11 protein-coding genes are annotated in these 15,396 nt (G+C 42.7%); all 11 read left to right on the forward strand.

Features of this window, described 5'->3' with window-relative positions; all coding sequences use genetic code 11:
* Positions 1–13 precede the first annotated feature (13 nt).
* The 11 genes from WC676_08455 (at position 14) to WC676_08505 (ending at position 15,265) form a co-directional block, all read left to right on the forward strand.
* Positions 14–1,573: a hypothetical protein gene (locus tag WC676_08455; protein MFA5060638.1), complete on the forward strand. Its 1,560-nt coding sequence runs from the start codon at positions 14–16 to the stop codon at positions 1,571–1,573.
* The gene (locus WC676_08460; GenBank protein ID MFA5060639.1) at positions 1,566–1,970 is read left to right on the forward strand and encodes a four helix bundle protein; all 405 of its coding nucleotides are present in this window, start codon (positions 1,566–1,568) and stop codon (positions 1,968–1,970) included. The genes WC676_08455 and WC676_08460 overlap by 8 nt, the downstream gene beginning before the upstream one ends.
* A gap of 118 nt (positions 1,971–2,088) precedes the next feature.
* Complete coding sequence (locus WC676_08465; GenBank protein MFA5060640.1) at positions 2,089–2,364, forward strand: hypothetical protein; 276 nt, start codon at positions 2,089–2,091, stop codon at positions 2,362–2,364.
* A gap of 138 nt (positions 2,365–2,502) precedes the next feature.
* The gene (locus WC676_08470) at positions 2,503–2,775 is read left to right on the forward strand and encodes a septation protein SpoVG family protein (protein ID MFA5060641.1); all 273 of its coding nucleotides are present in this window, start codon (positions 2,503–2,505) and stop codon (positions 2,773–2,775) included.
* Between the two features lie 301 nt (positions 2,776–3,076).
* The gene (locus WC676_08475; GenBank protein ID MFA5060642.1) at positions 3,077–10,816 is read left to right on the forward strand and encodes a LamG-like jellyroll fold domain-containing protein; all 7,740 of its coding nucleotides are present in this window, start codon (positions 3,077–3,079) and stop codon (positions 10,814–10,816) included.
* Complete coding sequence (locus tag WC676_08480; protein ID MFA5060643.1) at positions 10,803–11,138, forward strand: hypothetical protein; 336 nt, start codon at positions 10,803–10,805, stop codon at positions 11,136–11,138. The genes WC676_08475 and WC676_08480 overlap by 14 nt, the downstream gene beginning before the upstream one ends.
* Before the next feature lie 150 nt (positions 11,139–11,288).
* Positions 11,289–11,663 (forward strand): hypothetical protein, encoded by a 375-nt coding sequence (locus WC676_08485; GenBank protein MFA5060644.1) that lies wholly within the window; start codon positions 11,289–11,291, stop codon positions 11,661–11,663.
* 91 nt (positions 11,664–11,754) lie between these two features.
* Positions 11,755–12,201, forward strand: a complete 447-nt coding sequence (locus WC676_08490) for a hypothetical protein (protein ID MFA5060645.1) — start codon at positions 11,755–11,757, stop codon at positions 12,199–12,201.
* Positions 12,198–12,623, forward strand: a complete 426-nt coding sequence (locus WC676_08495) for a DUF2846 domain-containing protein (protein ID MFA5060646.1) — start codon at positions 12,198–12,200, stop codon at positions 12,621–12,623. The genes WC676_08490 and WC676_08495 overlap by 4 nt, the downstream gene beginning before the upstream one ends.
* A 217-nt stretch (positions 12,624–12,840) precedes the next feature.
* Positions 12,841–13,323: a DUF3015 family protein gene (locus WC676_08500; protein MFA5060647.1), complete on the forward strand. Its 483-nt coding sequence runs from the start codon at positions 12,841–12,843 to the stop codon at positions 13,321–13,323.
* Positions 13,324–13,408: 85 nt separating this feature from the next.
* On the forward strand, positions 13,409–15,265 hold the full coding sequence (locus tag WC676_08505; GenBank protein MFA5060648.1) for a DUF4105 domain-containing protein: 1,857 nt from the start codon (positions 13,409–13,411) through the stop codon (positions 15,263–15,265).
* Positions 15,266–15,396: the final 131 nt, after the last annotated feature.

Genomic DNA, 15,396 nt, shown 5'->3' on the forward strand with positions numbered 1-15,396 from the left:
ATCACTTTCACTAATGATTTTAGGGGTCGCATTTTTTAATGTTGCCTTTATTGATCCCAGTTTTGTCTGGGAAAAGGGTGGCCGAGGCATCAGGGAATCTGAAGTTAGCTGCGTTGCTGTTCACCCGAACAATGAATTAATAGTTTTCGCGGGAACTTCCAAAGCTATCTACAAGTCAACAAACGGCGGCCAGGATTTTGAGTTGGCTTTTCAAATTCCGGGCAGTCAGCCGGAAGCTAACTTCCTTTATATAGGGGCAGATTTTCCGGAACAGGTTTTTGCCGCAACAAATTCCGGATTATTTTTTAGCAAAGATGCCGGTAAGGTCTGGGAGCGGATCTTTTATTCAAATTCGGATTTGGAGCGTCAATGTTTTTCGGTAACGGCTAATAAAGATGCAACATTCTTGGGAACTGCGGATGGGCTTTTTGTCAGGGAAAATTCCGGCTCTGTGTGGCAAAAAAGAAACGGAGTGCTGGCACATACGCCCATTTATGATCTATCGGGTGATAAAGAATATATTTATGTTGCGACCGCAAGCGATATATTTCGTACCGTCAAAGACGGTAAGGAGTTTGATAAGGTTTTTTCGGTGGCATCGCAGGAAAGCAGTTTTGTTGATGTAGATGAAAATAGCAGTGACGCGCCGCAAGACGATGTGTCAGCTCGTCAAATAAAACGGATGGGTACGGGTGAGTTTTTATATGTGACGACGCAAAAAGGGATTTTTAGAAAACATGATCAAGATAAAGCGTGGCAGAGAGTTGAAAGCGATGGTCTGCCTGTTGAAAACATAACTTCGTTAACTATTTTAGAGAATGAACAAATTCTTGCCGGAACGCGAAAAGGGATCTTTTTATTTGACGGGGAAAGGTGGACCGCGCTTTATAAGGGGCTAGAGACAAATCAGATCAATTTTTTGGTGGCGCGCCCTTTGGGCGCGCCAATCGCCGCGACCGATCGCGGTATTTTTGTTTTAAAAGAGGGAAATGCGCCGGCACTTTCCGGCACGGCCGACTATGCAAAAATACAGGAAGCTTTTAAAAGCGAACCGGCTATTTCTCTTGTCCAGAAAATGGCGGTCAATTACGCGGAAGTTAATCCTGAAAAAATTAAAGGCTGGCGGTCGGCCGCTCAGAAGAAAGCATGGTATCCCAGCGTGTCTTTAAGCCTAGATCAGGACCGAAATCGAACCATTGGCGACAGCATTTACGGCTCCAGCTCATCCGGAGGTTCGAGCTATATCGGCCCGGATGATAAGACGTTTTATGATAATTTTGGCTGGGGAGTTGCGCTTTCCTGGGATTTAGGAGATGTGATCTGGAGCTCCGATCAAACATCTATCGATTCTCGCTCTAAATTGATGGTGGAGCTGCGTGAAGATATTTTAGATCAAGTGACACGGCTTTATTTTGAGCGGAGACGGCTTCAGATGGAATTAGTTTTTACCGAAGATTTGCCGCCGGTGCAGAGGATCGATAAGGAAATGCGCATTGAGGAGTTAACCGCGCTTTTAGACGGATTTACCGGCGGTGGTTTTAGCAAGCAAGCCAAAGAGGTTCGTCATGATTAAGTTAACGGTTTTATCGTCGAGCCAGGGGCAATCGTTTTCTGATCGGGGCCCGGAAAAAAAATTTGATCTTGAAGATCGGACGCTCCAATTTTCCAAAGATTGTGCCGATCTGTGTCAGGCATTTATTAAAGATATTATTCGCGCGGAATTTGTTACGCAGCTTATTCGTTCATCAAGCTTAGTGGGCGCAAGTTATCGCGAAGCCAGCGAAGCGGTATCCCGAAAAGAATTTTTCCATCGTATTGGAATAGCGCGCCGAGAATCGAAAGAAAGCGGATATTGGTTAAGGCTTTTACGGCATTCTAACCGGGAACAGGGAAATCAGATTGACCGACTTATTGATGAGTCGGATCAATTATTGAGGATCTTTTCATCTATTTCAAAAGGGGATCATTGATGGCGTAAATTCTTTAACAAAAACGTGATTCTTGGAATTTGACATTTGGATTTTGTTTTGACATTGAATTTTGAAATTTAAGCATGTTGTTTATGGCTATCATGACAAGGAGAAAAACATGATTAAGAAAATGATCACACTCAGTTTATGCGTTGCTGTCCTTTCGGTGAGTGCTTTAGCTTTCGCCGAAGATGTTTATGCGACAAAAAATGGAAAAAAATATCACAAGGCTGAATGTGTTTTTATCAAAAATAGAGACACGCAAAAGATCGATCAGCAGGCGGCCGTTGAAAAAGGCCTAAAGCCGTGCGGAAAATGCATGAGCGATGGCAATCAATCGGCTGTAGAAAAATCAAAACAGGAAAAATTAGCGTCAAAAAAGTCAAGCAAGTAACGATTGCATTTCAACAATTTGCCTTAAACAAAGCCATGATGAGAATTTCAGAATTCAATGTCAAAGCAAAACAGCAAGAAAGTTGATCATCGAAAATAAAAGTTTGCTCAAAAATTTGTCCATATAAAGGAGATTAAAATGACCGGAAATAATATTAATGTGCGGATTGCCCGAATGCACAAAGTGGATGGGAATAACAGAGTAAAGGCTTTTGTGGATATGAATATCGCGGATCTGGTTGTCGTGAAGGGATTACGCGTTGTAGACGGGCCCAAAGGGCTTTTTGTTGCCATGCCGCAACAAAAAGGGAAAGACAAGAAATGGTATGACACGATTCGCTGTTTGTCGCGTGATGTTCGTTTCGCGATTTCGCAACAGATATTAGATGTCTACCAAGGTAAGGATAGCTAAAGCTGTGAATAAACTATTAGGGACGCTTCTGTCTTGTAACCCATATATGTCCCCAACTTTAAAAAGAGGGACAGATATATATTGGGCCACAGAAGCGTCCCTATTGATTTGCTAGGTGAGTTTTTGAGGTGTCAATTTGGCACCTCAAAAACTGGAAGCAGGAGATGCTTGCCTTAAGGTTGTTTTGAAGCGATCAAGAGCTTGCTCGATGGAGCGGATCATAGAAAGAAAGCCAGAATAGGTTTTCATCCCTAAGGTGTTCGTTGGAGATGTTTCTTAAAGTGGCACAGGAGGAGATGCTATGAAAAAGGTTTTTGGTTTTATGATTGCGGCTGGCGTATTCAGCTTTCTTGTTTTAAATTCCGCATTTGCTCAGGAGCAGGAGATCAGTAAAATCGAAGAAAAACAAGACGCGCAATCGCAAGGGGATGCGCCGACGCAAGAATTGGGATCTGTTCCCGACGAAGGAAGCGGGGATTCGCAACAAGCGCAAGTGGAAAAACCGCCGGAAGACGACTCGGGCGATTCTCCCATTTCTTCAATTATGTCCGGCGGAAAAGCATTTCAGTCGGTTGAAAAACTGGATGTTGATCCAACGACTGGAACGGCGACGATTAGCATTCCCATTGAAGTTCCGGCCGGCCGTGCCGGAATTCAACCAAGCATCAATCTTCTCTATAATTCTAGCTCGCCCAATGGAATTCTAGGTATGGGATGGATCTTGGAATTAGGAAATATCCAGCGCTCAACCAAAAAAGGCCCACCGAAATATGATTCTGCGGATACTTTTATTTTAGTTCAGGCTGGATCAGCTCAAGAGTTGGTTTTTGACGCGTCAGCCGGATTTTACCGCTCGAAAAATGAAGGCGCTTTTATGAAGATAGAGCAAATCTCCGGATATTGGAAGGTCACCGACAAAAAGGGGACCAAGTATTATTTCGGGCAAACGGCGCAAGCTCGCCAAAGTGATCCCAACAACAGCAATCGTGTTTTTAAATGGTGTTTAAGCCGGGTGGAAGATCTGCTCGGAAATTACATGGATATCAGTTACTTCAGCGATGAAAACCAAATTTATCCCGACGAAATCATTTATACCGGAAATACCCAAGGGCTGTCGCCGTTTGCCCGGGTTCAATTCCATTATGGAGATCGCGCGGATGAAATGACTTCATTTATTTCGCGCTTTCGTGTTAAGACTCGCCGGAAATTATCTTCCGTTGATGTTTTTGCCGAAGAAAATCTTCAACGCCAATATCAATTTGATTATTCCTTTGATAATCAGCTTAACCGTTCGCGGCTTAATACTGTTACGCAATACGCCAGCGACGGTGCAACCGCTTTACCGCAGACAACATTTTCTTATAGCGGAAGCTCGGTCAATCTTCAACCACATCAGGGCCTTAATAATTATCCTAACATCCATATTTATAACAGTAGCTTAGTTGTTTTAGCTGATATGAATGCTGATGGATTGGTCGATATTGTCGAGAGTCAATCGGGGACAAATCTTCCTTGGTATGTTTACTTTAACAACGGGAATTTTAATTTCAATACCCGCGTGGCCATGACAAATTATCCCTCGCATGGACTTGATGATCCTGATCTGCGTTTTATCGATCTTAACGCCGACGGATTAAAAGATGTTATTTACAGCAGTTCTCCATACCAGGTTTGGATCAATAACGGTATAGACGGATTTAACGCGCCTTTTTCCGTTAATTATTGCCCCGACCATTCCATCAGCCACCAAAACTTATTACAATTTGTCGATATGAACGCCGATGGAGCGGCAGATATGCTCAAGAGCTACGGCGGGAATAATCAACCGTACCTTATTTATTTAAACACCGGTGGTGGAAATTTTACGGCTCCAATTAACGCAACAAATCCACCTATTCGCGGCACGGATAATGTGGATATGCAACTCCATGATGTAAGCGGCGACGGACTTTTAGACGCCGTTTTAGGGTGGAATCCATATCATATTTGGGTCAATAACGGCGTGAACGGGTTTTTCCCGGAAGTTTTGACCAGTAACAGCCCGGATATTTCTATTACGCATCAAAATTTAACGCGTATTGTTGATATGAATGCCGACGGCCTGGCGGATATTGTTCGAAGTCATTCCGGAAATAATCAACCGTATTTAATTTATTTCAATAATGGAAATGCTGACTTTAACGCGCCCGTTGCGGCGGTTAATCCGCCTATTCGCGGAACGGATAATTCCAACGCGAAATTTATCGATGTTAACGGCGACGGGCTTCTAGATGTATTTTTAGGGCAAGTGTCGGCGGGTGTTCCGTATCAAATTTCGCTTAATAACGGAGAAGACGGTTTTTATCCGCCGATCGTTTTAAGCAACTATTCAAACACTGACTTAGACGATAACGCGAATATGTTAGTGGATCTTAACAGTGATGGTTTGATCGATTTATTGCGCGGAGCTGCTCCGCAACAGCAATACATAGTTTATCCGCAGGTGGCGGGAAATTTATCGTCGCGGCCCAATGTTTTAACGGGAATGGATAACGGCATTGGTGCTTCAATGAGCATTGAATACAAAAATCTTCCCGTGAGAAATTTAGACGGAGCGGGGTATAAGGCTGCATTTAGTCCGACGCTATTTAATACGGTCAAATCTGTCACGACGTCTGTATTGAATGAAACGTATACGACGCAGTATCAATTTTCTTCCGGGTTATGGAATCATCCCAATCGAGAATTCCGCGGTTTTGGTTATGGAAAAACGATCGATCCCGATGGAAATTACAGCGAAACTTGGATTTTACAGGATGATGTTTATAAAGGAAGGCCTAGCCGGCAAGAAACGCGTGACGCGGCGGGAAATCTATTCGGAAAAACGGTCAATACCTGGCAATCGCAGGAAATTATTTCGGGAGTTAGCTTTATTTATCCTCAACGCAAAGATAATTTTATTTATGATGGCAATGAAACCGGACGGCGCACGGCGGAAGAATATTTTTATGAAGAATCGCCGCAATTAGGAAATTTAACAAAAGCAATAAGTCTTGGCGAAGTAAATTTAACAACAGGCGCTGATATTAATGATGATAGCCGCAGCAGTGAAGCAGAATTCCATAATAATACATCCGGAAATAATTGGCTTTTAGGAATCCCGAAAAGAGCAGTTGTTAAAGATAATAACAATACAATTATTCATCAGTCATGGTTTTATTATGATAACAATGAAAATTTTGAGTCGCTTCCCGCAATCGGGCTTTTAACGAAAAAAACGGATTGGGCGGGCGGCAACGATTTTGATGGCCCGACCGCCCGCTATTCCTACGACGCTTTCGGAAATATTTTAACCACTCAAAATCCAGCCGGAAATATTTCCACCGTTACGTACGACGCGCTTTATCATTTATTTCCTCTGACAAGCGAAAATTCCTTAGGCCATCAAGCTGTTAGCGAATATTATGGCGTTAATGGCGTCGCCTTGAATAGCGGCGACGGTTTCCGTGGGCTTTGGGGACAAGTAAAAAGTTCAACCGATCCCAATAATCAGCAAGGGCGAAAAACATATGATGTCTTCGGACGTCCTGTGGCCACGGTTTCGCCCTTGGATCAGATTGATTTTCCCACGTCCAGCGTGGAGTATGAATTCGCAAGTTTGTATATGAAAATAACCACTCACGCGCGCGAAAATCACGGGGTGGCCGGCACAATTGACTCCGTTCAATTTTACGATGGGCTCGGACGCCTTATTCAAACCAAAACAGAATCAGCAGCGCTGGGGCAATATATTGTTTCGGGGCAAGCGCAATATAATTCACGCGGTTTGCCGTATCGTAAGTTCAATTCGTTTTTTTCAACAAATTCAATAAATACAATAGACCCGATCGACTTAAGTGTTCCGTCCGCATTGGTCTCTTATGACGCGATGGGCCGAACGGTTCAAACCACCAATCCCGACGGCAGTTACGCGACCGCCATTTATGATGATTGGCCCAATTCCACCATCGACGCCAATGGGCATAAACAAACATCGTATATGGATGCCTACGGACGGCTCATCAGAAAAGAAGAATATTTAGGCGCTGACGGACGAAGTCCGAATTATCCGCAAGCGCCCTTTACGCTTTACGCGACGACCTTATATTCGTATGACAGCGACGGAAATTTAATTCAGGTGGAAGACGCGCAAGGGAATGTCACAAATATTTCCTACGACACGTTGGGGCGAAAAACGCAAATGAATGATCCCGATATGGGCGTCTGGCAGTATCAATATGATATTTCTGGAAATCTAATTTCCCAAACTGATGCAAAAAATCAGGAAATCAACTTTTCTTATGATCCCTTAAACCGCTTGATCAACAAATCGACACCGACAAATCTAAATGTTGATTATGTTTATGATGATCCGGTCGTCAATTTTTCCAAAGGCCGGCTTACAAAAGCGCAATACGAAACTCACGACGATACTAAATTCACCTATGATCAATTGGGCCGCGAAATTCAATCGGCTAAGAAAATCGACGGTATTGATTATGAGGTTAACCGAAATTATGACGCCGCCAGCAGGCTTACACAAATTCAATATCCCGACCAAGGCGAACTTTTTTATGTTTACAATCGCGCGGGACAGATCAAGCAGGTGAGAAGCGGAGCGTCTAGCTATAGTTACGATACGGCGTCTAAACTTCTTTTGCATGCCGACGGCAGCGATGGGTCTGTGGTTTTCAGCGATGAGACGGGAAAGAGCGTAGCTAATACTGCTGCTTATGATGCGTATACAAAACTCGCCAGCCACTTTGATGGATTTGACGGAGCTGCTGCTTATACAGATCCTGTTTTTGGAGCGTATACTTTTTCAGGAACAGCCCAGCTTGATACGGCTCAAAGTAAGTTTGGCGGTTCCAGCCTTTATCTTAACGGCAACAGTTCTCGCGTTTCATTAGCGGATAGTGAGAATTGGCATTTTGGCGCGGGGGATTTCACTATCGACTGCTGGGTGAGATTAAATACTGTTTCCGGAGAACAAACAGTTTGGGCGCAGTGGAGCAACGCGTCAACAGGCGCGGAGGTAAGATATTCCAGCGCTTATGGCGATCATTGGAATTTTTCCGCTCACAACAGCGGAATACCTTTAGCCATCCTTACCGGAACATCCACGCCTTTACCGGGAGTTTGGTATCATTTGGCTGCAACACGCTCCGGTAACAACTGGTATTTATTTGTCAACGGATCTTTGGAAGCATCGGCTATAAATAGCACGCCTTATCCTAATTATTCGCGTCCGTTTACGTTGGGAGCTGAAAATTGGGCGGATGACCATCTTGCAGATAATTCTCTGAATGGCTGGATCGATGAATTTCGAGTTTCTAAAGGAAAAGCCAGGTGGACGTCTAACTTTACGCCGCCCGAATATCCTTATGGCCGGGTAGCTGTGTCCACGGCTCAAAGTAAGTTTGGTGATTCCAGCGCTTATTTTGACGGGGCAGGTTCTAAGATTTCTTTATCTGATAGTGATGATTGGAACTTTGGAAGCGGTGATCTGACCATAGATCTATGGGTGAGATGGGATAAGCTTGGCTCAACTCCTTTTTGTTCTCAATACAACCCTGCTGATGGTCCGGGAGGCAATAGATGGGTATTTATGTATTTGCATGATTCCAATGAATTGGTCATGTACGATGCGACCGGAGCGGTTAATATCAGGGCGGCATGGACACCAGATGTTAATACTTGGCATCATATCGCATATTCCAAATCGTCCGGAACATCGAAAATATTTGTTGATGGAATTTCCCTGGAGCTAAATACATCCGCCGAAGGAACTTTTTCAAATTCTACCGCCGATCTATTGATCGGGGCAGACACCGCGGATACAACCAGACATCACTATGGCTATATTGATGAGCTAAGAATTTCCAAAGGCGTCGCCCGGTGGACTTCTGATTTTATCCCGCCAACGGAAAGTTATGTCCTGGAAAACTACGATGGGGAAGGCGAAGAATATATTTCCAACGTTGATTACAATGCGCAAGGGCAAATAACGCGCATTGATTATGGCAATGGTGATGTGACAACTTATGATTATGATCCACTAACAGTGAGATTGGGGCATTTGGTGACCAGGACATCAGGAGATCAGGTTATCCAAGACCTGCAATATTCTTATGATAGTTCTGGAAATATTATCGCAATCGTAGATAATATTTACAGTGATTCACAAACATTTCAGTATGATGCCTTAAATCGTTTAATTTCTGCCCAAGGAAGTTACGGCGTGAAAACCTACCAATACGACGCGATAGGCAATATCATTCAAAAAGACAACCTCACTTATACATACGGAGAAAATGGCGCCAAACCGCACGCGGTCACATCCCTTTCCGATGGCACGCATTTTTCTTATGATGAAAACGGCAATACGATCCAAAAAACAGAAACAGGAAATCGCATCACCGATTATCTATACGATGCCGAAAATCGGCTCAAGGAGGTGAAAGTTAATTCAACCATAAAAGCGCGATTTGAGTATGATGGGGATGGCGGGCGGACTAAGAAGATCATTTATGAACCGTCTGTCCATGAAATTCTGGAAGCGGGAATTGAAAACGCCAATATCCCGGCTAATGATGAATTAAGTGATGATGAACCTGCAATGCCTATTTTCCCGAGGGCCAGGTATATTCGTAATCTCTCACCCAGTGAATTAAATCCGCAGGTAGAAGTTCAGACGGTAACAACTAAGTTTGTCGGCTCGCTTTATGAAAAGCGGGGAAATCAGGCGACGCGCCACATTTTCTTAGGCGATATGCGCGTCGCCTCCATCACGGGTGGTAATATTTACTATTACCATGGTGATCATTTAGGCTCGACGAACGTTGTCACCGATTCGGCGGGAGTACTGAAAGAGTTGATAGAATATGAACCTTATGGCCAGTTTTCGAGACACGAGCGACTAGGCACAAGCGACGAGGAACAGGCGCAATTCTACTTTACCGGAAAACAACTCGATGATGAAACCGGCCTCTATTACTACGGCGCGCGTTATTATGACCCGAAGCTGGGAAGATTCATAACGGCAGATACGATTGTGCAAGATCCGGTTGGGAATCCCCAGACGCTTAATCGTTATTCTTATGTTTCCAATAACCCAGTTAATAGAACTGATCCCGATGGACACAGTTGGAAAAGTTTTTGGAAGAAATGGGGAGATTTTGTAAGCCCCTTGGGGAGGGCGGTTGTCACTGGAGATTGGGCAAATTTTGGATATCAGATGCTTAATGTCGTAGCTATTGCATCAGGTAACCCATGGTTTGTGGCAGCGGGAATTTTAGGATTTGCTTCGCGGGCAACCTCTCACATTGGAGACAACGCTTCTTCTGAAGTTAGCAGAGTGCTTGGATATGCAGGTACAGCAGCTGCGGCAATAGGAGCGGGGATTGAAATTGGGAAAGGAATAAAAGCTTGGACGTCTGAAAAGGGTAACTTTTATGATATCCAGAAAGGACCGGATAATGGTTTTGCCGGAACAAAAATATCAGAAGCTGATATCGTTGCTAAGTATGGTCAAAATGGAGTGAAGCCCTTTACTAATGGTGTTGGCATGAGCTTGGATGATTCAATCCAGATGGCTGGAAGGCGTGGCGCAGATGTTTTATTTTACAATCCATCCCATGGAGCTGTGGCAGATTTTACAGAATCTTTTCTTCAGACAGTTACTGGTACTGGTTCTTTGGACAGGCAACTAGGTCATCTTGCTACACAACTGCGGGTAGATTTAGTTGGTTATAGCCAAGGGTCAATTATTTCATCTAATGCAATGATTTATGCCGGATTGCATGGGGGTGCGGTGCAAGGATCGTCACTCACCACCATTGGTTCCGCAGTAGGTTCGTTTAGAGCACATGCTTCTGCATGGATGGCAGGCGTGACGCGGGTGTATGGTGAAACGCATGTGTTTGACCCAATAAAGCTGACTTCCTCTGAAATAAGTCCTTTTGGTTATGTTAACGGATTTCTTGGGGCGATAACTGGAGGGGGGCAGCATGTCAACTATTAATTTGGGGTATAAAAAAAATGTAGCTTATGCTCTTATCATTGGTATTTGCTTATCTTCAAGTGGTTGTGGTTTTCTAGATTTACTTCCCAATAAGGAACGCGATAGATGGTATATGGAACACCCTGTCGATTTAGGCAAATTGCTTGCAGTGCATGAAGGAATGGCACGAGAAGAAGTCCTCGAAAAATGGGGGGATCCTTGGAAAATTAAAAATGAAGAGCATTGGATTTATTATTTTCCAGATATCGCTAAAGAAAAAACACATATTCAGTTTAAAAATGATATTGTAGCAAAAATGTGGACAAGCTTTGAAGCTTGGTAAATACAATTTGCGAGAACGAGAACGGGCCATGTCCCTTGCGTAATAATAATTGGGGAAGGAGAGACTAATTAAATGTTGTGTTGTTTTAGAGTCAATTTCTTGGTCGTTGTTATTTTGCTAGCTACGTTATCTTTGGGGAGCGCAGAACTTATGAATTTAGATGTTTTGTCTCAGTCAAAAATCAAAAAAAGTAGCTTTAAGCAAGTTTTTAATGATATTAAGAAAACATTACCCAAAGAATTAAAGAAATGCCCCATCGCTGTTACTGATATAAAATTACTTAAAGCTGGAAATGACAGTGCTGAGGATTGGACTATTAACATTTGCCAGGAAACAAAAGTATATTTTGTATACGGTTATTTACTCAAGGGTTATTATGGCTACGTTGTAAAACCAAAAGAAGAGCAATTTGCTAAGGAGAAGAAACTTTGGGATGCAACAAAAAAGTTTAAGGATGAAGAAACTTGGCGAAAAGCTCTTTTTTATGTTGATGAGATTGATGCCATGGAAGAAGATGGGCAGTGAGAGGAGAAGAGAAAGGGGGCAACGGCCTTGCCCTAGAAATATGGGCAGTTTCAAACAAATAAATTTGGTCAACCAGCAAAAAAGGATCGCAATGAACAGAACAATTATTAATTTTTCCCTGACTTTTATGCTTTTATTATCTCTGTCCGGTTGTGCGGCCATCGGCCCGTCGGTCATCAAAACTTATGATAACGCTGCAGAGAGAAATCAGGTGGCTATTTTGAGAGTTGATAAGAGCAAGGGTTTACGCATTGATGGGTGTGACAGTGTTCCAATCCAACGTGGCGCAAAATATATTCTGCTCAAACCCGGACGGCATGAGGTCTTTTTTAGTATTAGTGGTCAAACGCTTTTTGAGACTTATTGGATGAAAAACAAAAAGTATCTTGATGCTGTTGCAGGACATACGTATATTTTGAAATCGAAGGGCGGAGGAATATTTCTTGTCGGCGATAAGTGGTTTCCTGAAGTTTTCGATGTGACGGATGATGTCAATTTACATGTTGGAACCTTGCCCCGGGAGGAAAATATCAAATGAAGAAACAAATCCTGATTTTGAGTCTTCTGGGTATGGTCATTTCAGGCTGTGCGACCTATGCCACTGGCCCTTTATTTAGTCAAGCCCCGGCTTCTCCGACTGATAAGGGAACACTGTATGTTTTTAGATCCAAAGCCTCGGTGGGAGCTCTAATTCCAACAGTAAAGCTTAATGGCAAACCATTTGTTAATCTGACGGCGATGGGTTATTCGTACGCCTATGTAACGCCGGGAGTTTATCAATTAACTTTTGAAAAGGGATCGTTTAAATATTTCATAACGGAGATCGAGATCAAGGCAGGGGAGAACCTTTATGTGGAATACAATGAGCCTTTTTCGATGCTGAGGGAAATCCCTGAATCCAAAGTATCAGAGGCAGTCAAGAATTATAAATACGTTGATCCATCAAATATTAGTTTTTAACATTAAAGATTTAAAACAAGAGGGCAGTGTACTTTTTTATGTTATTGGACTTGCCCCGAAATTTGAAGTATAAAATTGTTTACTTGATAGAAGCAGTAAGATATAATCAAAAAGTTGAAATATTGGTTAGAATTTCCGAGATAAAAGTAGTCTTAATAGTCAGCCGAAGAAACCTTCGACTGTTAACATAAATCTTTTAAAGAAAAGGGAGGAAAAAATGAAAAGAATTTTAATAGCGTTGCTTTTAACCGGAGTCATGATTGCATCAACTTCAATCATTTATGCCGAAGAGACTGAGACTAAAGATTTAAAGGGGATTTATGAAGAGTGCGGTATCGGTGCGCTTTTGTTTCCTAGCTGGCCAATAGGCGCGAGTGTCAGTAATTTTACTTGGGATTATGGTTCGACGGCATCAACCTCCGGATTGACCACGCCGGATGCTTGCAAGGGTGGCAAAGCAGAGCTAGCAGCCTTCATCTACAAATCATATGACTCTATTGAAAAAGATCTCTCCAAGGGAGATGGCAAGTATTTAGATATGTTGGCCGTATTGTCCGAAAAGACAACAGCGGAAAAAGAAATGTTTGTTCATAATCTCAGAGCAAAGTTCCTCGAGGTGGTTGAAAGGAATGATTATTCATCTCTGAATCATCTTGAAAAAGCAAAGTTAATGTTCACAATGATTCAGGACTTGGCCTAAAATTTTAGGCTACAAAGTTTTTAATAGCTCAAGAGGCCGTGCTTTAATACTTAAGGCATGGCCTCTTCTTTTTCTTATGGGTTATATGCTATTCACTCCCGTTGTTGATGCGTCAGAGATTAATTCGTATATCGAAAAAGCGAATACGTTGCATTTAGTAGATGACCCGTTTTGGAGGGGGCTTCTTCACTTTAAAGGAGGGCGTAGCCTCATACTGGATAGGGACTTTTTTTTATCCGACAGAGGGCAAACTGACCCCCAGGCAGAATTAGAAGCAACAATTGAAGCCTACTTTACCCCAGAACATACGGTCAAAAGAGAATCGGGTGACCAAAACATTGTTTGTATATTTCCAGCAAGGTATGCCTGGCTTAACGAGAAGCTCGACCTTCCGAATTACAGATGCGATGAGAGTCTTTGCCCCGCTTTAAGCAAGTGGGCCCGCCTTGATCAGATTGAAGCGATCAGTCTGTTTTATGTCAGTGGATATCTAGGTAACCCTGCGTCTTCATTTGGCCATGCCCTCCTGAATCTGAAGATCAAAGGTAACGATGAGTTGTTGGGATTATTCGACACTTCCATCAGCTATGGCGCCACAGTTCCAATTAACGAAAACTTAGTGATGTATATACTAAATGGGCTATTTGGTGGCTACAGAGCTACGTATTCCGATAAATTCTTTTATGCCCATGACCAGGTTTATACCAACAGAGAGTTTAGGGATATGTGGGAGTATACACTTGAGCTTACCAATTTAGAAAAAAAGATGCTCATCTATCATCTTGCTGAATTGCTTACCAAGCGTTTTAAATATTATTTTCTGAGCGCCAATTGTGCTCAGGGCATGGCCGCTCTGCTTGATATCTTTATCAAAGAAGAGATCTATAATTTCGACTATCCGATTTACGTGCCGGAAGAGCTGTTTCACAGACTGAAACAAATTGATGTGAAAAGGCGAGAAAATAAAGAGGCTGCGTTGATCAAAGATATAAGATATATTCCGTCAGCTCGGCGTTATTTATTTTACGAGCTCAAACGCCTTAGCAGTGAGGAACGCGGAGTGTATCTTAATATTGCAAATGGGGATAATGAAGATTTTAGCCCTCTGCTCAGAAAATTGGACACCTCTAGTCGTATTAATGTGCTGAACGCTTTGCTTGCATACCAGTATTATAAATTAATGGCGAGTGATGAGGAAAATCCCGACCACCGTTTGAAGGAATACAAGGACAAGATTCTTCTGGAGCGATTACGGTTGCCGATAAAAAAGGAAATTCCTCTGAATATACCGGAAATTCCGTCTCCCGCTGATGTTTCACCACCGTCTACATTTAATGTTGGGTTCGTTCATGATCGGGGCAGAGATCCGTTTCAAGCGGTAGGAGTCACTGTGTTTAGAAAAGAATCAGTGGGTATGAATGCATTGGAATATAACGAACTTGTTGCTTTGGACCTAAATATTGGAATCCCTTTCGATTCTGATGAAGTATTTGTAGATACTTTTAATTTTCTTAAAATTAAGGATTTTAGAACATTTTCTATCAAAGAGGCGAAAGAAAATCCATTATCTTGGAGGACCCGGGTAGGTATTGATCGATATGGTGGAGATGATAATGCTTTATATGATTATGTGTTGGATGGAGGAGTTGGGCTAGTCGAAAAGGCCGATAACATTGGTATTCTTTATGGATTTATGAATGTGTCTTTGCATTCGCTCGACCAGCAGTACCGCGCGGGTCCTTTAATGGGATTTATTATCGGCCGTGATTCTCTCAAGCTTCAGACAGATTATGGGCTGGAGTTTGGCCTTGAAGATTACGGCTATATTGAGACCGTGCAGGCTAAACTGCAATACCAGATCAACAAGCAACATGCCGTGCAGATATCTTTTGAAAAGAATACCCGAGAGCGATTGACTTTAAGCTATTTTTTCTACTGGTAATCTTATGCTGGAAAAAAAGATAGCGCCCTTTTTACCCTACTTCACAGGAAACAAACGCGAAGGTTGTTAATGAGTCGCTTAGCGAAGCTATTGAGAAAGTGTTTGCAGATCAAGAATTGTGGGAGTTTTTG

The organism is Candidatus Omnitrophota bacterium (assembly GCA_041649175.1).
In the GTDB taxonomy this organism is placed as follows: domain Bacteria; phylum Omnitrophota; class Gorgyraeia; order Zapsychrales; family JBAZNR01; genus JBAZNR01.